This is a genomic window from Streptomyces sp. NPDC051173 (genome assembly GCF_040689515.1).
GTDB lineage: Bacteria > Actinomycetota > Actinomycetes > Streptomycetales > Streptomycetaceae > Streptomyces.
In genome coordinates this window covers 1-17851 of record NZ_JBFBBD010000052.1, presented here as the reverse complement: position 1 = coordinate 17851, position 17851 = coordinate 1, and the positions used below count along the sequence as shown (strand labels likewise).

The following is a 17851-nucleotide window of genomic DNA, read 5'->3' as shown; positions in this document are numbered from 1 at the left end:
CTCGCCGCCGTCGGGGACATGAACCAGACCGTGCTCAGCGGCGCACTGCTGCTGGCCCTGCCCATCGCCGTACTCGGCGGGCTGGTCTCCTTCTTCTCCCCCTGCGTGCTGCCGCTCGTGCCCGGCTACCTCTCCTACGTCACCGGCGTCAGCGGCTCCGACATGGCCGAGGCCAAGCGCGGCCGGATGCTCGCCGGGTCCGTGCTCTTCGTGCTCGGCTTCAGCGTGGTCTTCGTCTCCGGCGGCGCGCTCTTCGGCAACTTCGGCCAGGACCTCCAGGAGTACCAGGGCACGATCTCCAAGATCCTCGGGGTCCTCACCATCGTGATGGGCCTCGCCTTCATGGGCTTCCTCTCCCGCTGGGGGCAGCGGGAGTTCCGCTTCCACAAGAAGCCCGTGATGGGGCTGGCCGGGGCGCCGCTGCTGGGCGCGATGTTCGGCGTCGGCTGGACGCCCTGCATCGGCCCGACGCTCGCCTCCGTCAATCTGCTGGCCTTCAACCAGGGCACCGCCGGACGGGGCGCGCTGCTGATGTTCGCGTACTGCCTCGGCCTCGGCCTGCCGTTCATACTGGCCGCCCTCGCCTTCCGGCGCGCCCTCGGCGCGTTCGGCTGGATCAAGCGGCACTACGCGTGGGTCATGAGGATCGGCGGCGCCATGCTCATCGCGGTCGGCGTGCTGCTGCTCACCGGCGCCTGGGACCAGCTGATCGCCGACATGCGACAGTGGTCCAACTCCTTCGTTCCCGAGGTCTGAACACATGGCTGAGACAGAGACCACCCCCGCCACCGAGGACAAGGACATCGGCGCCGCCGGTTCCCAGCTGTCCACGGCGCCCGTCGAGGACGGCCAGGCGGTGCCCGGCTCCTTCGGCGGCGTGCGCCGCCCCGGTGCCCTGGGGTGGCTCGCCTGGTCGGGGCGGGAGGCCGTCGGCTGGGTGCGCTGGTTCTGGCGCCAGCTGACCTCGATGCGGGTCGCGCTGATCCTGCTCTTCCTGCTCTCGCTCGGCACCATCCCCGGCTCGCTCATCCCGCAGACGAGCGTCGACGCGGTGAAGGCCGAGAACTGGAAGAAGACGCACGAGACCGTCGCCTCCGTCTACGACAAGCTCGGGCTCTTCAACGTCTACACCTCGGTGTGGTTCTCCGCGATCTACATCCTGCTGTTCACGTCCCTGGTCGGCTGCATCATCCCGCGCACCTGGCAGTTCGTCGGCCAGCTCCGCGGCCGCCCGCCGGGCGCGCCGAAGCGGCTGAACCGGCTGCCCGTGTACACCACCTGGCAGACCGAGGCGGAGCCCGAGCAGGTCCTCGCGGCGACCCGGAAGCTGCTCAAGAGGCGCCGCTTCCGCACGGACGCCTCCGGCGACGCGGTGTCCGCCGAGAAGGGCTACCTGCGCGAGGCCGGCAACCTCGTCTTCCACATCGCGCTGATCGTGCTGCTCCTGGCGTTCGCCTCCGGCCAGCTGTGGAAGTCCGAGGGCCAGAAGCTGATGGTCGAGGGCGACAAGTTCGCCAACACCCTCACGCAGTACGACGACTTCAAGTCGGGCTCCCTGTTCTCCTCCGACGACCTCCGTCCCTTCGGCTTCTCGATGGACAGCTTCGAGGGGACCTACGAGCGCACCGGCCCCCAGCGCGGCACGCCGCGGACGTACGAGGCCCGGGTCACGTACTGGGACGGCGCGGACGGCGCCCCCAAGAAGGCGACGATCAAGGTGAACGAGCCGCTGGAGACGGCGGACTCGAAGGTCTATCTGATCGGCCACGGCTACGCGCCGGTCGTCACCGTCAAGGACGGCAAGGGCGAGGTCGCCTACCGCGGCGCGGTGCCCTCGCTGCCGCTGGACAGCAACATCACGGAGTCCACGGTCATCAAGGTGCCGGACTACCGCGACAAGGACGGCAACAAGAACCAGCTCGGCTTCAAGGGCCTCTTCGTGCCGACGCAGGACCCGAAGATGCCCATGGTCTCGAAGTTCCCCGCGCTGGACAATCCGCGGCTGGTCCTCACCGCCTACCGCGGCAGCCTCGGCATCGACTCCGGTCTGCCGCAGAGCGTCTATCAGCTCGACGTGTCCAAGATGAAGCAGTTCAAGGACACGGACGGCAAGAGCCCGTTCGCGCAGAACCTCAGGGTCGGCGACACCATGACGCTCCCGGACGGCGCGGGCACCGTGACGTTCGAGGGCATCAAGCCCTGGGCCACCTTCCAGGTCTCCCAGCAGCCGGGCAACGAGATGGCGCTCGTGGGCGCGGTCGCCGCCCTCGTCGGCGTGGCCGGGTCGCTGTTCATCCAGCGCCGCCGCGTGTGGGTGCGGGCCGTCCGCGGCGCCGACGGGCGGACCGTCGTCGAGATGGCGGGCCTCGGCCGCAGCGAGTCCGCGAAGCTGCCCGAGGAGATCTCCGACCTCGCCGTCGCCCTGATGCCCGACGCCCCGCCCGTGGCGCCGGAAGAACCCACCGAGCCCGCAGATTCCGCTGAACCCTCCTCCGAAGGAGCGCGCGCGTGACCTCGATCGCTGCCGCAGCCAACGAGAACCTGGCGAACATCAGCAATGTGCTGATCTATTCGGCCATGGCCGTCTACACCCTGGCCTTCCTCGCGCACATCGCGGAGTGGGTGTTGGGCAGCCGCAGCGCGGTCGGCCGCACCGCCGCCGCGATCACCGTCGAGGCACAGGCCCCGGCCGCCGCGGCCAAGGCCGCGCAGGGCGGCGGCACCGCCGTCCTGGAGCGTCCCAAGGTCGTCACCCGGTCCGCCGTCGGCAGCCGGGACGTCCCCGACGGCCCCGGCGCGGCCGGCACCAGCGAGAAGGGCGACGTCTACGGCCGCATCGCCATCTCGCTGACCGTCCTCGCCTTCGTGCTGCACGCGGGCGCCGTCCTTACCCGGGCGCTGTCCGTGGAGCGGGCGCCGTGGGGCAACATGTACGAGTTCTCCACGACCTTCGGCATGGTCGTCGTCGCGGTCTACCTCATCCTGCTGGTCGCCAAGAAGAACGTGCGCTGGCTCGGCCTCCCGCTGACCACCACGATCCTGCTCGACCTGGGCTTGGCCCTGTCGGTCCTCTACACCGACAGCGACCAGCTGGTGCCCGCCCTGCACTCGTACTGGCTGTGGATCCACGTCTCCTGCGCGATCCTCTCCGGCGCGGCCCTGTGGGTCGGCGCGTGCTCGACGCTGATGTACCTCTTCCGGGACGGCTACGAGGCGCGCCTGGTGTCGGGCCGGACGGGCGCGGGCCTGGACCGCTACCTCGCCGAGCTGCCGCAGGACCGCAAGTGGGCCCGCTTCAAGGCCAAGCTGGCCAAGGGCACGGACAACCCCGTCTCCCGGCTGCCCGCCGCCGCCACGCTCGACAAGTTCGCGTACCGCATCAACGCGACCGTCTTCCCGCTGTGGACCTTCACCATCGTCGCGGGCGCCATCTGGGCCCAGGCGGCCTGGGGCCGCTACTGGGGCTGGGACCCCAAGGAGGTCTGGTCCTTCATCACCTGGGTCGCCTACGCCTGCTACCTGCACGCCCGCGCCACCGCCGGGTGGAAGGGCCGCAAGGCCGCGTACATCGCGCTGGCCGCGTTCGCCTGCTACATCTTCAACTACTACGGCGTGAACATCTTCGTCACCGGCAAGCACTCCTACGCCGGCGTCTGACCGCTCCGTACGCGACGGCCCGCCCCCTTCCGGAAGGGGGCGGGCCGTCGCGCTGTGTCAGCGCCGCGGGCGGCTGCCCTTCTCCTGCTGCGGGGGCTTCTGGCCGGCGCCCGGCAGCGTCGGCTTGGGCAGGTGGGTGACGGCCCACTTGGCCTGGGCGAGCTGCTTGGCGGTGTCGCCGGGCAGCGCGGGCGGCCGCGGCGCGGGCCGCGGGAAGCCGAAGGCCGAGGTGAGGTCGCCGAAGGCGCGGCGGCGCCAGGCGCTGATGTTGGGCTCCTTGACGCCCGTCACGACCTCCAGGAACCGCAGGCAGGAGGTGTGGTCGAAGGCTTCCCCTGCGGCCCAGCCGCCCACCGTCCACGGCGAGACGATCATGCACGGCACGCGGAAGCCGCCGCCGATCGGCAGGCCCTTGACGAACTCGTCCGGCGTCCCCCGGGGCGGCACCGGCGGGGGTACGTGGTCGAAGAGGCCGTCGTTCTCGTCGTAGTTCAGGATGAAGACGGTCTTCGCCCACACGTCGGGGTTGTCGGCGATGGCCTCGATCTTCCTGGCGACGTAGTCCGCGCCCGCCGCGGGCAGGAAGTCCGGGTGCTCGGACTGCCCGGCGGTGGGGATCAGCCAGGAGACCGTGGGCAGCCGGTCGTTGCGGGCGTCGTCCTCGAAGGTGCCCGCCGGCTGCCGGCGCATCCCGCGCTCGTAGAGCGGGTTGCCGGGCTTGGCGTTCTTGAACTGCTGGAACTCCTCCAGCAGGTTGCACTCGTAGTTGTCCTTCTCCTGGTAGACGCGCCAGCTGACGCCGGCGGCCTGGAGGCGCTCGGCGTAGGTGGTCCAGCGGTACGGCTTCGGCGCGCTGTTGTCGATCACCGGGCCGCCGTGGCCGCCGCCGGGGTCGATGGTGCCGGTCATCCAGTAGAGCCGGTTGGGCCAGGTGGGGCCGAAGACCGAGCAGAAGTAGTTGTCGCAGAGGGTGAAGTTCTCGGCGAGCGCGAACTGGAAGGGGATGTCCTCGCGCGTGTGGTAGCCCATCACGTAGGGCCCGTTCGCGCCGTCCGCCTTGCGGTGGGCGGGCAGCCAGCGGTCCATCCTCCCGCCGTTCCACGCCTCGTGCTGCACCTCCCACGCGTGGCTCGTGGAGGGGATCGCCTGCGCGCTGGACTTGCCGGTGTTCAGCCGGAACGGCAGCAGGTGCCCGTCGGGGTTCTTCGCGTCCGGCTGGTGGAAGACGTTCTTGCCGTTCGGGAGCTTGATGGCGTGCGGGTCGGCGAAGCCGCGTACGCCCTTCAGCGTGCCGAAGTAGTGGTCGAAGGAGCGGTTCTCCTGCATCAGCAGGACCACGTGCTTGATGTCGCTCAGCGCGCCGCGCCGGGCCGGTCCGGCGGCGACCGCCCGCTGCACACTCGGCGGCAGCAGCGACAGCGCCGCGGCGCCGCCCACCGCTCCCGCCGCCGCGCCGAGGAGTCTGCGTCGGGTCATCTCGGGCATGGCGTGCCCCTCTCCCTGGAGTCGCGTGAGGCCACAGTGTGACCTGGACGACTCTCCCGGCACAGGTGTGTCGAGGGCAGGAGGAGGCGTGTGAACGGTGCGTCAAATGGCGGTGAAGGGGCGCCAGTTGGGAGAAAGGGTCATCGTACGTACGGGAGAGTTCCACCCCATCGGGTGATGCGCCGCTAGCCCGTACGGCAGCGTATTTCCGGGCGTCAGCCCTGCGTGCCGCCGCTGTTCGGGTCCTCGCGCCGCAGCGAGCGGAGGAACTCGGGGTTGTCGTCGGGAGCCACCCACCGCTGCCCGCCGTCCCGCCCGCCCGCGCCGGGCCGCTCAGCCCGGCGGCGGCGCCCCGCGACCACCCACGCGACCGGCCCGACCAGCACGGTGCCGAAGAGCAGGATGACGATCACCCAGCCGATCTTCGGCAGGCCGCGCACCTCTTCCTCGGGAGTGTTCAGGCAGTCGATGAACGCGTAGATCCACAGGCCCAGGACCAGCAGAGTCGGCAGATACCTGAGCATGGTGGCGGGCTCCCCGAGAGCGGCGGTACGGGCCGGACCCGGCCCCCGTGACGGGTCCAGGGTAATCCGTGCTTGATACTGGAACGCATGGCTTATGACGATCTCCGCTCGTTCCTCCGGGCGCTGGAGCGTGACGGTGACCTCAAGCGCATCAAGGCCGAAGTCGACCCGTACCTGGAAATCGGGGAGATCGTCGACAGGGTGAACAAGGCCGGCGGCCCCGCCCTGCTCTTCGAGAACGTCAAGGGCGCGGCGATGCCGCTCGCCATGAACGTCTTCGGCACCGACCGCCGGCTGCTCAAGGCGCTCGGCCTGAAGTCCTACGACGAGATCAGCGGCAAGATCGGCGGACTGCTCAAGCCGGAGCTGCCGCACGGCTTCGTCGGGGTCCGCGAGGCGTTCGGCAAGCTGGGCGCGATGGCCCACGTGCCGCCGCGGAAGGTCAAGGAGGCACCGGTCCAGGAGGTGGTGCTGACCGGCGACGACGTCGACCTCGACCAGCTGCCCGCGCTCTTCACCTGGCCCGAGGACGGCGGCTCCTTCTTCAACCTCGGCCTCACCCACACCAAGCACCCCGAGACCGGCGTCCGCAACCTCGGCCTCTACCGCCTCCAGCGGCACGACAAGCGCACCATCGGGATGCACTGGCAGATCCACAAGGACAGCCGCAACCACTACCAGGTGGCGGCCAAGCGCGGCGAGAGGCTGCCCGTCGCCATCGCCTTCGGCTGCCCCCCGGCCGTGACCTACGCCTCGACCGCGCCGCTCCCCGGCGACATCGACGAGTACCTCTTCGCGGGCTTCCTCTCCGGCAAGCGGATCGAGATGGTCGACTGCAAGACCGTGCCGCTCCAGGTCCCGGCCAATGCCGAGGTCGTCGTCGAGGGCTGGCTGGAGCCGGGGGAGATGCTCCCCGAGGGCCCCTTCGGCGACCACACCGGCTTCTACACCCCGCAGGAGCCCTTCCCGGCGCTGACCATCGACTGCGTGACGATGCGCCGCCGCCCGCTGCTCCAGTCGATCGTGGTCGGCCGCCCGCCGACCGAGGACGGTCCGCTGGGGCGGGCGACGGAGCGGTTCTTCCTGCCCCTGCTCAAGATCATCGTGCCGGACATCGTGGACTACCACCTGCCGGAGTCGGGCGGCTTCCACAACTGCGCGATCGTCTCGATCGACAAGAAGTACCCCAAGCACGCCCAGAAGGTGATGCACGCCATCTGGGGCGCGCACATGATGTCGCTGACCAAGCTGATCGTCGTGGTCGACAGCGACTGCGACGTGCACGACCTGCACGAAGTGTCCTGGCGGGCGCTGGGCAACACCGACTACGCGCGTGACCTCACGGTCGTCGAGGGCCCGGTCGACCACCTCGACCACGCCTCCTACCAGCAGTTCTGGGGCGGCAAGGCGGGCATCGACGCGACCGCGAAGTGGCCCGAGGAGGGCTATACGCGGGACGGGGGCTGGCCGCACATGGTCGAGTCGGATCCGGAAGTCGCCGATCGGGTGACGAAGCGCTGGAAGGAGTACGGACTGTGAGGAACAGGTCCATCATGTGGAGCGGCGGTGCGGATCCGGGTTGTCCCCGCCTCCGCGGGGGTGAACCGGAGTACGGACTGTGACGTCAGCTGCCGAGGGGGTCCTGAGTCCCGGACCCGCGCCGTCCACCGGCAAGGTGCGGGCGTTCCTGCGCCTCGTGATGATCGAGCACTCGGTCTTCGCGCTGCCCTTCGCGTACATCGCCGCGCTCACCGCGATGTTCCAGGAGTACGGCGACGTCCACTGGACGCGCCTGCTGCTGGTCACCGTCGCCATGGTGGGGCTGCGCACCTTCGCGATGGCCGTCAACCGGATCATCGACCGGGAGATCGACGCCCGCAACGCCCGTACGGCGGGGCGCGAGCTGGTCACCGGCGCGGTCTCCGTGCGGACGGCGTGGACGGGCGCGCTGGTCGCCGTCGTGGTCTTCCTGGGCGCGGCGGCGCTGCTGAACCCGCTGTGCCTGGCGCTCGCGCCGGTCGCCGTGGTCCCGATGGTGGTCTACCCGTACGGGAAACGGTTCACCAACTTCCCGCACGCGATCCTCGGCCTGGCGCAGGCGATGGGCCCGGTCGGCGCGTGGCTCGCGGTCACGGGCGAGTGGTCCTGGACCGCGGTGATACTCGGCCTGGCCGTGGGCATCTGGATCGGCGGCTTCGACCTGATCTACGCCTGCCAGGACGTGCTGGCGGACCGGGTCCACGGCGTGAAGTCCACCCCGGCGCGCTTCGGCGTCCCGGCGGCGCTGCACGGTGCGCGCGTGTGTCACGTCATCACGACGGGTCTGCTCGTCTGGTACGGCCTCGCGATCGACGCGGGTGTCTTCTGGTGGGTGGGTCTCGGCTTCGCCGCGGCGTCGTTCGTCTATGAGCACACGGTCGTCCGGCCGCACGACCTGTCCCGGCTGAACAGGGCGTTCTTCACGGTCAACGGCGTGATCGGCATCGTGCTCTTCGTCTTCGCGCTGCTGGACATCGTCAACAGCGGCCTCGGCTGGTAACCCGTAGGGGGGGTTCGGGCCCGGCCCGCTGCCCACGGGGCGGTGGGCCGCCGCGCGGCGGTGGTCGCGCGGACGGCGCAGGCCGTAGCCGATCACAAGATCCGCCGGACAGGCTCTAGGCTCAAGACCGTGGAGCCGTACGAAGAGACAGCCGCGCGTGACACCCCGGCCCCGGGCCGCAGGCCCTGGGTGGTCGGGGTGTCGGGCGCTTCCGGGACGCCGTATGCCGCCGCCGTGGTGCGGGGGCTGCTGGCCGCCGGTGAGGCCGTGGACCTGGTGGTGAGCCGCGCGTCGAGGCTGACGCTGCTGGACGAGACCGGGATCAAGTTCCGTGACGCGCACTGGCGGGAGGACCTGCGCGACTGGCTGGAGCTGGGCGCGGACGGGAAGCCGCACACGTTCGACGTGGATCTCGCGGACGTGCGGTACTGGCCGGCGGGGGATCTCGCCGCGGGGCCGTCGTCGGGTTCGTACCCGGTCAAGGGAATGCTGATCGTCCCGGCGAGCACGGCCTGTGTGGCCGGGGTGGCGCTGGGGCTCTCGAAGGACCTGTTGCAGCGCGCGGCGAGCGTGATGCTCAAGGAGCGGCGCCGGCTGGTGGTCGCGGTGCGCGAGACGCCGCTGAGCGGTCAGACGCTCAAGCAGCTGGTGGCGCTCGACGAGGCGGGCGCAGTGGTGCTGCCCGCCTCTCCGGCGTTCTACGCGGGTGCGACGCACATCCAGGATCTGGTGGATTTCGTCGCGGGGCGGGTGCTGGACGCGGCGGGTGTGCCGCACCAGCTGTACCGCCGGTGGAAGGGGGAGCTGGGTGAGGCGCGCTCCCGCTGAAGGGGGTTAGCGCTTCTTGGCGCGCGCGGTGCGGGCCGCCTTGGCCTCGGCGCGACGCTCGGCGAACTGATGGGCACGCGAGCGGTTGGCCGTGTCCTGCAGCTCGCGCATACGGGCGTAGGCCATCTCGATCGTGTACACGGGAAGATCACTCCTGAAGGATCGTCGTTGATCTAGCGGATCTTGCGAGAAATCACAGGGCGTGGACCCCTGTATGCCTTAGATTCTACATGCAATGCGGCGAGTTCGCTCATTATTTGAAAGGTGCCAGGCAATGGACGCGGTGGACAGGCAGCTCATCCAGGCCCTCCGGGAGAACGGCCGGGCGTCGTACGCCGAGCTGGGCCGGCTCGTCGGCCTCTCCGGGCCCAGCGTCACGGACCGGATCAACCGCCTGGAGGCGGCCGGCGTGATCACCGGCTACCGCGCGACCGTCGACGCCGCCTCGCTCGGCCTCGGCGTCACGGCGCTGATCGGCATCCAGCTCTCCGACGCGGCGGACCACGAGGACGTGGCGCGCCGGCTGCGGGACCTGGAGGAGATCGAGGACTGTTGGTTCATCGCGGGCGACGACTCCTACATGCTCAAGGTCCGCGTCGGCGACGTGGACGGCCTGGAGCGCACGATCCGGCGGCTGTCGGGGACCAAGGGCGTCAGCCGGACGCGCACCACGATCGTGCTCTCCACGAAGTGGGAGAACCGCGTGGGGGAGCTCCCCGAGGAGGCGTAGGGGCGGGAGAGTACGCTCGATCGGGTCGCAAAAGGCATGAAGGCAGGAGAGGCGGACGCATGGACGCTGGACTGAAGCGTGAGCTGGAGGAGAAGGTTCACGCGGGGGAGCGGCTGACCCGCGAGGACGGTATCGCCCTCTACGAGTCCGACGACCTGGCGTGGCTGGGTGGCCTCGCCCATGAGGTGCGTACGCGGAAGAACGGCGATGTCGTTCACTTCAACGTCAACCGCCACCTGAACATGACGAATGTGTGCACGGCGTCGTGTGCGTACTGCTCGTTCCAGCGGAAGCCGGGGGAGAAGGACGCGTACACGATGCGGATCGAGGAGGCTGTTCGTCTCGCGAAGGCGATGGAGAACGAGAACCTCACCGAGCTGCACATCGTCAACGGCCTGCACCCGACGCTTCCGTGGCGGTATTACCCGCGTTCGCTGCGGGCGCTGAAGGAGGCGCTGCCGCACGTCTCGCTGAAGGCGTTCACCGCGACGGAGATCCAGCACTTCGAGAAGATCTCGGGCATGCCGGCGTCGGAGATCATGGACGAGCTGATCGACGCGGGGCTGGAGTCGCTGACCGGTGGCGGTGCGGAGATCTTCGACTGGGAGGTGCGTCAGCACATCGTCGACCACGACACCCACTGGGAGGACTGGTCGCGTATCCACCGCCTGGCGCACTCCAAGGGCCTGAAGACGCCGAGCACGATGCTCTACGGGCACATCGAGGAGCCCCGCCACCGCGTCGACCACGTCCTGCGTTTGCGTGAGCTGCAGGACGAGACGGGTGGTTTCCAGGTCTTCATCCCGCTGCGGTACCAGCACGACTTCGTGGATATGAAGGACGGGAAGGTCCGTAACCGTCTCCAGGCGCGGACGAGCATGGCGACGGGCGCGGAGGCGCTGAAGACGTTCGCCGTCTCGCGGCTGCTGTTCGACAACGTGCCGCATGTGAAGGTGTTCTGGGTCATGCACGGTGTGCAGACGGCGCAGTTGGCGTTGCAGCATGGTGCGGATGACATGGACGGTTCGGTGGTCGAGTACAAGATCACGCATGATGCGGACAATTACGGGACGCCGAACAAGCTGACGCGTGATGATCTGCTGGATCTGATCCGGGACGCGGGTTTCCGTCCGGTGGAGCGGAACACGCGGTACGAGGTGATCCGTGAGTATCCGGGTCCGGACGCGTCGCTGCGGGAATCGCCCCAGCCCATGCGCGTCTGAACCTCGCAGTCCGAGGAAAGCCCTGGTGGACGACCGTCCACCAGGGCTTTCCCTATTGCGGCCGCGCACCGCGTAATGGTTGCATTGCCGCTATGCCACTTACCTTCATGCGAGACCCCGAGCTGACCCCGGCACTCCGCGAGGAGTTCCTCCGCCTGTGGGTCGATGTCACCCAGGCCGGCGGCTCCGTCGGCTTCGTGCCGCCGGTGACCGACGACGTGGTGCGCCCGGTGGCGGACGTGCTGGCCGCGGACGTCGCGGCGGGCAGGGTGCGCATGCTCGGCGCGTACGAGGACGGGCGGCTCGCCGGCACCGCGTTCTTCAGGCTCAACTCCAATCCGCTGCTGGGTCACTGGTGCACCCTCGTCACCGTGATGGTCCACCCCTCGCTCCAGGGCGGCGGCCGGGGTCGGCGGATGCTGGACGAGGCCGCGGAGATGGCCCGTGACCTGGGCTTCGAGGCGCTGCGGCTCGAAGCGCGCGGCGGCATGGGCCTGGAGAACTTCTACGCGGGCTGCGGCTACAAGGAGGTCGGCCGGGTGCCCGCCGGCATCCGCGTGGGAGCTGGCGACGATCGCGACGACATCACGATGTGGCGCCCACTGGACTGATCGCCTTCCGGGCGTGCTTGACTGGAGAGCGACCCTTTCGGTTGTCGTTGAGAAGAAGGTCCCGTCCGTGAGTAGCCAGAAGTTCGCCTCGCTCCGCTACACCGCCCTGCGGTTCGGCCTGCTCATCGCCTGCTTCGCCGTCGTCTGGGTGCTCTGCGCGCTGCACGCCATCCCGCTCGGCGCGAACGGTTCGAACCTCATCTGGATGGTGCTGCTCGCGCTCGTCATCTCCGCCCCGCTGAGCTGGGTGCTGCTGCGCAAGCAGCGTGACGCGATGTCCGAGCAGATCGTGGAGCGCGTCGACCGCGCCAAGGCGCGCTTCGACGCCAACGCCGCGCAGGAGGACGGGGCGGCCTGAGCCTCCCCTTATCGGGACGGATCGCCCTGATCGGGTGTAAGTCTCCTCACATCACCCCAACGCCCCGCCGTGGAGCAGCAGCTCCACGGCGGGGCGGCGGCGTTCTTCGGGCCCTGTGAGCAATGGGTAACCCAAAGAAGACCTTTGAGAACCCCAAAGCTCCAGTGTTAACGTATTGGACATGAAGACAGCAGCAGCGCACCGATCCCCCATGAGCCCCGCGCTCGTGGCGCGCCTGCACGTCGATCTTTGCCGCCGTGTCTCCGCGGCCTGTTGCCGCCGCTGACGTATGTCGACCCCGGCCGGAGATCCCGCGATACGTACGGACCTCCCTGGCGCCCCACGCCCTTTTTCTTGACCTTCCGGAGCTTCCGTTGTCCTCGACACCCGTGTCGTCCAAGGCGTCCCTGCGCGGGCGCATACCCAAGGTCCCCTTCTGGGGGCAGATCCTGCTCGGTCTCGTTCTCGGCGCCCTCCTCGGCTGGGCCGCCAAGAGCGGTGACATCCACTGGCTGGAGGTCACCCTCGGCAAGATCGGCGACATGTTCGTCCAGCTGCTGATGGTGGTGATCGCCCCGCTGGTGTTCTTCGCCATCCTGGTGTCGATCACCAATCTGCGGAACGTCTCCAACGCCGCCCGGCTGGCCACCCGCACCCTGATGTGGTTCATGATCACGTCGCTGATCGCGGTCCTCATCGGCCTGGCGATCGGCCTGCTCACCGACCCCGGCGCCGGCACCGGACTCACCGCGGCCGACGGCGGGCAGCCCAAGAAGCACGGCTCCTGGCTGGACTTCCTCACCGGGATCGTGCCGACCGACGTCATCACGCCGTTCAGCAAGCTCGAGGTCATGCAGATCGTCTTCATGGCCGTGGTCGCGGGCATCGCGATCCTCCAGGTCGGCGCCAAGGCCAAGCCCGTGCTCGATTTCAGCCAGGCCGCGCTGGAGCTGCTCCAGAAGGTGCTCTGGTGGGTCATCCGGCTCGCCCCGCTCGGCAGCCTGGGCCTGGTCGGCACGGCGATCGCCACGTACGGCTGGGACCTGATCGGGAAGTACGCGACGTTCACCGCGGACATCTACGTCGGCTGCGCCATCGTCCTCTTCGGCGTCTACCCGCTGCTGCTGGCCACCGTCGCCAAGGTGAACCCGCTCCAGTTCTTCAAGGGTGCCTGGCCCGCCATTCAGCTGGCCTTCGTCTCCCGCTCCTCCGTGGGCACGATGCCGCTGACCCAGCGGGTCACCGAACGCCTGGGCGTGCCCAAGGAGTACGCGAGCTTCGCGGTGCCCTTCGGCTCGACGACCAAGATGGACGGCTGCGCCTCCATCTACCCCGCGATCGCCGCGATCTTCGTGGCGCAGGTCTTCGACATGCCGCTGGGCATCCGGGACTACGTCCTGATCGCGTTCGTCTCCGTCGTCGGCTCCGCGGCCACGGCCGGTCTGACCGGTGCCACCGTGATGCTGACGCTGACCCTCTCGACGCTCGGCCTCCCGATGGAGGGCGTGGGCCTGCTGCTCGCCATCGACCCGATCGTGGACATGATGCGCACCGCGACGAACGTCGCCGGTCAGTCGGTGATACCGATCATCGTGGCCTCGCGGGAGAAGATCCTCGACCGGGAGGCGTACGCCTCGGCCACGGCCTCGCCGCTGGACCAGACCGAGCGGCCTGCCCCGGTGCCGGTGGCCGCGGCCTGATCGGCGTGGCCTGATCCTTTCCTTACGGCCCTTTCGGCCGGATCTTCCCTCCTCGGCGTCCCTCCTCCCCGTAACATTACCAACCGGTAACGTAGCGGGGGCGGAGGGACGTTTGTCGTGAATGCTGCACAGACCGACGCTGCTGAGGCCGGAATGAAGCAGAAAGGCAGGATCAAACGCATGCCGCGCGCGGTGCGCGAGCGCCAGATGCTCGACGCCGCCGTCGAGGTCTTCGCGCGCCGTGGCTACCGCGCGGCGTCGATGGACGAGATCGCCGAGGTCGCGGGCGCTTCCAAGCCACTGGTCTATCTCTATCTGAACTCCAAGGAAGACCTCTTCAGCGCCTGCATACGGCGCGAGGCCGAGGCGCTCATCCTGGCCGTGCGCCAGACGGTCGATCCGCACGCGCCCGCCGACCGGCGGCTGTGGCACGGGCTCCGCGGCTTCTTCGCGCACACGGCCGCGCACCCCGACGGCTGGGCCGTCCTGCACTGCCAGGCCCGTACGCACGGGGAGCCGTTCGCGCTCGAAGTGGCCGCGCTGCGGCAGGAACTCGTCGACGTCGTCACCCAGCTGATCGTGGCGACGGCCGCGGAGAACGGCTGCGACACCCCGCTGCCGTGGCAGGAGGCGTCCGGACTGGCCCACGCGCTCGTGGGCGCCGCCGAGTCGCTCGCCGGGTGGACCAACGCCCGTACGGACGTGGCCCCGACGGGGCGGGACACGGCGGAGACGCTGATGAACTTCGCCTGGGCCGGGCTGGACAACCTGATGAACGGGCGGCGCTGGGCGCCCGCCCGTCCATAGGTCCCGCTCCGCCCCCGTGCGCCGCAGGGCTCAGCGTTCGCCCTTGCGGCCGCGGGCGGCGAGCAGGCCCGCGCCGCCGAGGACACCGGCCGCGGCGAGCGCCCCGCCGATCAGGCCGGGGTCGCTGTCCGAGCGCTTCCGGGGCGCCTCGCCCGCGGCGACGCCGCCCTTGGGCAGCTTCTTGACGTCCTGCGCCTTCGGGGAGGCGTCCTTCTTGGATGCCTCCTTGGACGAGTCCTTCGCGGAGGCGTCGCGGGCGGCCTCGCCGTCGCGGCTCTTGACCTTGGTCTGGGTGATCTTGCCGGTCTTCTGGTCGAGGGTGACCTTCAGGCCGCCGTCGAGGGTGACGGACGGGGAGCCCGCGGTGAGCGTGCCGAAGACGAAGCCGTCAGGGCCGGTGACGACGGCCTTGTAGGAGCCGTCGCCGAGCTTGGTGACGACGGCGTACTTCCCGTCGTCGAGCTGCACGGTCCGGGACGACCCGCTCTTCTTGTCGTCGCCCTGCGTCTTCGCGGTCACGTTCTGGCCGTCGAAGTGCACGTAGATGCCGTCGGTGTAGGTCTGGCCCTTCGCGAGCACGGCGATGACCTTGCCGCTGCCGATCTGCTTGAGGTACGCCTTGCCGTCCTTGATCTCGGCCTCCATCCCGCCGCCGATGTCGACGGTGCGGCTCGCCGGCTGCGTGCTGCTCGGCGCGGGATCCGCGGCGAAGGCCGCGGTGGGGACGGCCACGGCGCCGGCGAGGACGGTGGTGGCTATGGCGGTGCGGAGGATGGTGCGCGTGGTGGTGTTCATGGCTCTGGTCTCCTTGTGGTGACGGCTCGACACGTAAGAAGTTATTTGGGACACATCGCCACGGGCATCGGCAAAACGGACAGGACTGTGGGGGCCGTAAGGACTAGGGGGCGTTGCGCCTGCGGCGGGCTTTTCCCCTACCCGCCCCTTCCCGAACTGGGGCTGCGCCCCAGGCCCCCGACCACGCTTCGCGCGGTGTCCTCAAACTCCCCCAGCTACCTCCCCCAGACTCCGTCCGGGGGTGCCCCCAGAGGTGCCCCCAACGGGCTGAATTGCGCACCCGGGCCGCAGAATCAAGGCCACGGTCCGCACCATTCAGCCCGTCCGGCGTTTGAGGACGCGGCCGCAGGCCGCTCCCGCCGCAGGCGGCGAACCGGCCCGCAGCCGGGGGTCTGGGGCACGCGCCCCAGTTTCGGGAAGGGGCGGGGCTGGGGAACAAAGCCCGCCGCAAGCGCAGCGCACCCGCACCGGAAAGCGGCCGCACCCCGACGACGACCCCGCCGTCCCCTGGAGCGCACGCGCCACAGCGCGTAGATTGGCCGCGATTTACCGCTGAGTAGGTCTACGCCGGCCACGAACAGGAGCCGCACGTGTCCGAACCGCACAGCGCAGCCGCCTCCGTACTCCACCCGCCCCGCACGACGCTGGTGCACGGCGTCGTCCGCGAGGCCGCCGTACCGCCCGTCGCCCCGCCCGTGTCCAGCGGGTCCCTCGGGGACCTGCCGTTCGAGAACGCGGCCGCCGCGCCCACCGATCCCGTGCTCAGCCGGAAGCAGCCCGACGGGACCTGGCGCGACGTCACCACCGCCACCTTCGCCGCGGAGGTGCTCGCCACCGCCAAGGGCCTGATCGCGCACGGCCTGCGGCCCGGCGACCGGCTCGCCATCATGGCCCGTACGACCTACGAATGGACGCTGCTGGACTTCGCGGCCTGGGCGGCCGGGCTGGTCGGCGTCCCCGTCTACCCCACGTCCTCCGCCCACCAGGTCCGCTGGATCCTCCAGGACTCCGGGGCCTCCGCGTGCGTCGTCGAGGGCGCGGCCCAGGAGCGGCTCGTCGAGGGCGTGCGCGCGGACCTGCCCCGGCTCGCCCACCTGTGGCGCTTCGACGCCGGGGCGGTCGGCGCGCTCATGGCCGCCGGGCGGGAGTTACCCGCCTCCGTGGTCACCGAGGCCCGGGCCACCCGCACCCCCGCGGACATCGCGACCCTCATCTACACCTCGGGCACCACCGGCCGCCCCAAGGGCTGCGTCCTCACCCACGGCAACTTCTTCACCGAGGCGGACAGTTCCAGCGAACTGCTCCACCCCCTCTACAAGGCGACCGCGAAGAGCCCGGCCGCCACCCTCCTCTTCCTGCCGCTCTCCCACGTCTTCGGGCGGACCGTCGCCGTCGGCTGCATGCGGGCGCGCGTACGGGTGGGCCACGCGCCGTCCATCCGGACCGACGACCTCCTCGCCGACCTCGCGGCCTTCCGGCCGACCTTCTTGCTCGCCATCCCTTATGTGCTGGAGAAGGTCTACAACACCGGCCGCGCCACCGCCGAGAGACTGGGCCGCGCCGCCTCCTTCGACCGCGCCGCCCGGATCGCGACGCGCTACGGCGAGGCCGAGGAGGCCCGCCGGCACGGCACCGGCGCGGGGCCCGGCCCGGCGCTGCGCGCGGCCCGCGCCCTCTACGACCCGCTCGTCTACCGCCGCATCCGGGCCGCGCTCGGCGGCGAGGTCCGCTACGTCCTCAGCGGCGGCTCACCGCTCGGCCACCGCCTCGCCGCCTTCTGCGCGGGCGCGGGCATCGAGGTCTTCGAGGGCTACGGCCTGACCGAGACCTGCGCCGCGGTCACCGTCACCCCGCCGCTGCGCCCCCGCCTCGGCACGGTCGGCTGGCCGCTGCCGGGCAGCGCCGTACGGATAGCCGACGACGGCGAGGTGCTGCTGCGCGGCGGGCAGGTGTTCTCCGGGTACTGGGACGCCGAGCGCGGCGAGGCGGTCCCCGCGGCCGACGGCGAGTGGTTCCCGACCGGTGACCTGGGCGCGCTCGACGAGGACGGCTACCTCACCATCACCGGCCGCAAGAAGGAGCTGATCATCACCTCCGGCGGCAAGAACGTCGCCCCCGCGCCCTTGGAGGACCGGCTCCGTGCGCACCCGCTGGTCGGCCAGTGCATGGTCGTGGGCGACAACCGCCCGTACATCACGGCCCTGGTGACGCTGGAGGAGGACGGGCTGGCGCACTGGGCGCGGATGCGGGGGAAGTCCGCGGTGCCGATGGAGGAGCTGGTGCGGGACCCGGAGTTGCTGGACGAGTTGCAGAAGGCCGTGGACGACGCGAACTCGCTCGTGTCACAAGCCGAGTCGATACGGCGGTTCGCGGTCCTGCCGGTGGACTTCACGGAGGAGGCGGGGCATTTGACGCCGTCGCTGAAGCTGCGCCGCGCGGCGATCGCGCGGGACTTCTCGGGGGAGGTCGAGGGGTTGTACGGGGGCTGAGGCAACCGGGGAGACCCCGGACCCCAGCGCCCTTGGGGGTCCCCCCGGACGAAGTCTGGGGGAGCGTCCTCAAGCGCCGGACGGGCTGGTTGTTCAGCCCGTCCG

General features: G+C 70.1%; 17 protein-coding genes. 13 read left to right on the top strand and 4 right to left on the bottom strand.

Features of this window, described 5'->3' with window-relative positions; translation table 11 throughout:
* Positions 1 to 18 precede the first annotated feature (18 nt).
* Genes AB0435_RS24010 through ccsB form a run of 3 tightly spaced genes read left to right on the top strand, consistent with a single transcriptional unit; the run spans position 19 to position 3657 of the window.
* Positions 19 to 756, top strand: coding sequence for a cytochrome c biogenesis protein CcdA (locus AB0435_RS24010; protein ID WP_366006213.1), 738 nt, complete (start codon positions 19 to 21; stop codon positions 754 to 756).
* A gap of 4 nt (positions 757 to 760) precedes the next feature.
* Positions 761 to 2512, top strand: a complete 1752-nt coding sequence (locus AB0435_RS24005; RefSeq protein WP_366006181.1) for a cytochrome c biogenesis protein ResB — start codon at positions 761 to 763, stop codon at positions 2510 to 2512.
* Complete coding sequence (gene ccsB / locus AB0435_RS24000) at positions 2509 to 3657, top strand: c-type cytochrome biogenesis protein CcsB (protein WP_366006180.1); 1149 nt, start codon at positions 2509 to 2511, stop codon at positions 3655 to 3657. Before AB0435_RS24005 ends, ccsB begins: the two co-directional genes overlap by 4 nt.
* 57 nt (positions 3658 to 3714) lie before the next feature.
* Here the strand turns inward: ccsB and AB0435_RS23995 are convergent, their stop codons facing one another.
* Positions 3715 to 5142 (bottom strand): alkaline phosphatase family protein, encoded by a 1428-nt coding sequence (locus AB0435_RS23995; protein WP_366006179.1) that lies wholly within the window; start codon positions 5140 to 5142, stop codon positions 3715 to 3717.
* A 215-nt stretch (positions 5143 to 5357) separates the two neighbouring features.
* Complete coding sequence (locus tag AB0435_RS23990; RefSeq protein ID WP_366427928.1) at positions 5358 to 5666, bottom strand: PLDc N-terminal domain-containing protein; 309 nt, start codon at positions 5664 to 5666, stop codon at positions 5358 to 5360.
* 87 nt (positions 5667 to 5753) lie between these two features.
* Between AB0435_RS23990 and AB0435_RS23985 the strand changes: the two genes are divergently transcribed.
* The 3 genes from AB0435_RS23985 (at position 5754) to AB0435_RS23975 (ending at position 9033) form a co-directional block, all read left to right on the top strand.
* Positions 5754 to 7205, top strand: a complete 1452-nt coding sequence (locus AB0435_RS23985; protein WP_366006177.1) for a menaquinone biosynthesis decarboxylase — start codon at positions 5754 to 5756, stop codon at positions 7203 to 7205.
* A 79-nt stretch (positions 7206 to 7284) separates the two neighbouring features.
* Positions 7285 to 8205, top strand: coding sequence for a menaquinone biosynthesis prenyltransferase MqnP (gene mqnP, locus AB0435_RS23980; protein WP_366006176.1), 921 nt, complete (start codon positions 7285 to 7287; stop codon positions 8203 to 8205).
* Between the two features lie 129 nt (positions 8206 to 8334).
* Entirely contained in the window at positions 8335 to 9033 is a 699-nt protein-coding gene (locus AB0435_RS23975; protein WP_366006175.1) for a UbiX family flavin prenyltransferase, read from the top strand.
* A gap of 6 nt (positions 9034 to 9039) precedes the next feature.
* On the opposite strand, the gene AB0435_RS23970 is transcribed toward AB0435_RS23975, so the two are convergent.
* Positions 9040 to 9174 (bottom strand): hypothetical protein, encoded by a 135-nt coding sequence (locus tag AB0435_RS23970; protein WP_275898584.1) that lies wholly within the window; start codon positions 9172 to 9174, stop codon positions 9040 to 9042.
* A gap of 133 nt (positions 9175 to 9307) precedes the next feature.
* Here AB0435_RS23970 and AB0435_RS23965 point away from each other — a divergent pair, with 133 nt between their 5' ends.
* From AB0435_RS23965 to AB0435_RS23940, 6 genes are all read left to right on the top strand, one after another.
* Positions 9308 to 9763: an Lrp/AsnC family transcriptional regulator gene (locus AB0435_RS23965; RefSeq protein ID WP_361524367.1), complete on the top strand. Its 456-nt coding sequence runs from the start codon at positions 9308 to 9310 to the stop codon at positions 9761 to 9763.
* 59 nt (positions 9764 to 9822) lie between these two features.
* Positions 9823 to 10986, top strand: a complete 1164-nt coding sequence (mqnE, locus tag AB0435_RS23960; protein ID WP_366006174.1) for an aminofutalosine synthase MqnE — start codon at positions 9823 to 9825, stop codon at positions 10984 to 10986.
* Between the two features lie 107 nt (positions 10987 to 11093).
* The gene (locus tag AB0435_RS23955) at positions 11094 to 11597 is read left to right on the top strand and encodes a GNAT family N-acetyltransferase (RefSeq protein WP_366006173.1); all 504 of its coding nucleotides are present in this window, start codon (positions 11094 to 11096) and stop codon (positions 11595 to 11597) included.
* Between the two features lie 67 nt (positions 11598 to 11664).
* The gene (locus AB0435_RS23950; RefSeq protein ID WP_366006172.1) at positions 11665 to 11955 is read left to right on the top strand and encodes a DUF4229 domain-containing protein; all 291 of its coding nucleotides are present in this window, start codon (positions 11665 to 11667) and stop codon (positions 11953 to 11955) included.
* A gap of 374 nt (positions 11956 to 12329) precedes the next feature.
* Positions 12330 to 13655 (top strand): dicarboxylate/amino acid:cation symporter, encoded by a 1326-nt coding sequence (locus AB0435_RS23945; protein ID WP_366427927.1) that lies wholly within the window; start codon positions 12330 to 12332, stop codon positions 13653 to 13655.
* 153 nt (positions 13656 to 13808) lie between these two features.
* Positions 13809 to 14462 carry a TetR/AcrR family transcriptional regulator gene (locus tag AB0435_RS23940; protein ID WP_366006212.1) on the top strand — a complete coding sequence of 218 codons (654 nt, stop codon included), beginning with the start codon at positions 13809 to 13811 and terminating at the stop codon, positions 14460 to 14462.
* A gap of 30 nt (positions 14463 to 14492) precedes the next feature.
* Here AB0435_RS23940 and AB0435_RS23935 read toward each other — a convergent pair whose 3' ends face one another.
* Positions 14493 to 15257 (bottom strand): hypothetical protein, encoded by a 765-nt coding sequence (locus AB0435_RS23935; protein WP_366006170.1) that lies wholly within the window; start codon positions 15255 to 15257, stop codon positions 14493 to 14495.
* A 644-nt stretch (positions 15258 to 15901) separates the two neighbouring features.
* On the opposite strand from AB0435_RS23935, the gene AB0435_RS23930 reads away from it, so the two are divergent.
* Positions 15902 to 17746, top strand: a complete 1845-nt coding sequence (locus AB0435_RS23930) for an AMP-dependent synthetase/ligase (RefSeq protein ID WP_366008599.1) — start codon at positions 15902 to 15904, stop codon at positions 17744 to 17746.
* Positions 17747 to 17851 lie beyond the last annotated feature (105 nt).

Coding starts and splice junctions, on each gene's coding strand:
- AB0435_RS24005 (WP_366006181.1), top strand. CDS start 761: ATGGCTGAGACAGAGACCACCCCCGCCACCGAGGACAAGGACATCGGC.
- mqnE (WP_366006174.1), top strand. CDS start 9,823: ATGGACGCTGGACTGAAGCGTGAGCTGGAGGAGAAGGTTCACGCGGGG.
- AB0435_RS23995 (WP_366006179.1), bottom strand. CDS start 5,142: ATGCCCGAGATGACCCGACGCAGACTCCTCGGCGCGGCGGCGGGAGCG.
- AB0435_RS23935 (WP_366006170.1), bottom strand. CDS start 15,257: ATGAACACCACCACGCGCACCATCCTCCGCACCGCCATAGCCACCACC.
- AB0435_RS23940 (WP_366006212.1), top strand. CDS start 13,809: ATGAAGCAGAAAGGCAGGATCAAACGCATGCCGCGCGCGGTGCGCGAG.
- AB0435_RS23985 (WP_366006177.1), top strand. CDS start 5,754: ATGGCTTATGACGATCTCCGCTCGTTCCTCCGGGCGCTGGAGCGTGAC.
- AB0435_RS23990 (WP_366427928.1), bottom strand. CDS start 5,666: ATGCTCAGGTATCTGCCGACTCTGCTGGTCCTGGGCCTGTGGATCTAC.
- AB0435_RS23965 (WP_361524367.1), top strand. CDS start 9,308: ATGGACGCGGTGGACAGGCAGCTCATCCAGGCCCTCCGGGAGAACGGC.
- AB0435_RS24010 (WP_366006213.1), top strand. CDS start 19: ATGAACCAGACCGTGCTCAGCGGCGCACTGCTGCTGGCCCTGCCCATC.
- AB0435_RS23955 (WP_366006173.1), top strand. CDS start 11,094: ATGCGAGACCCCGAGCTGACCCCGGCACTCCGCGAGGAGTTCCTCCGC.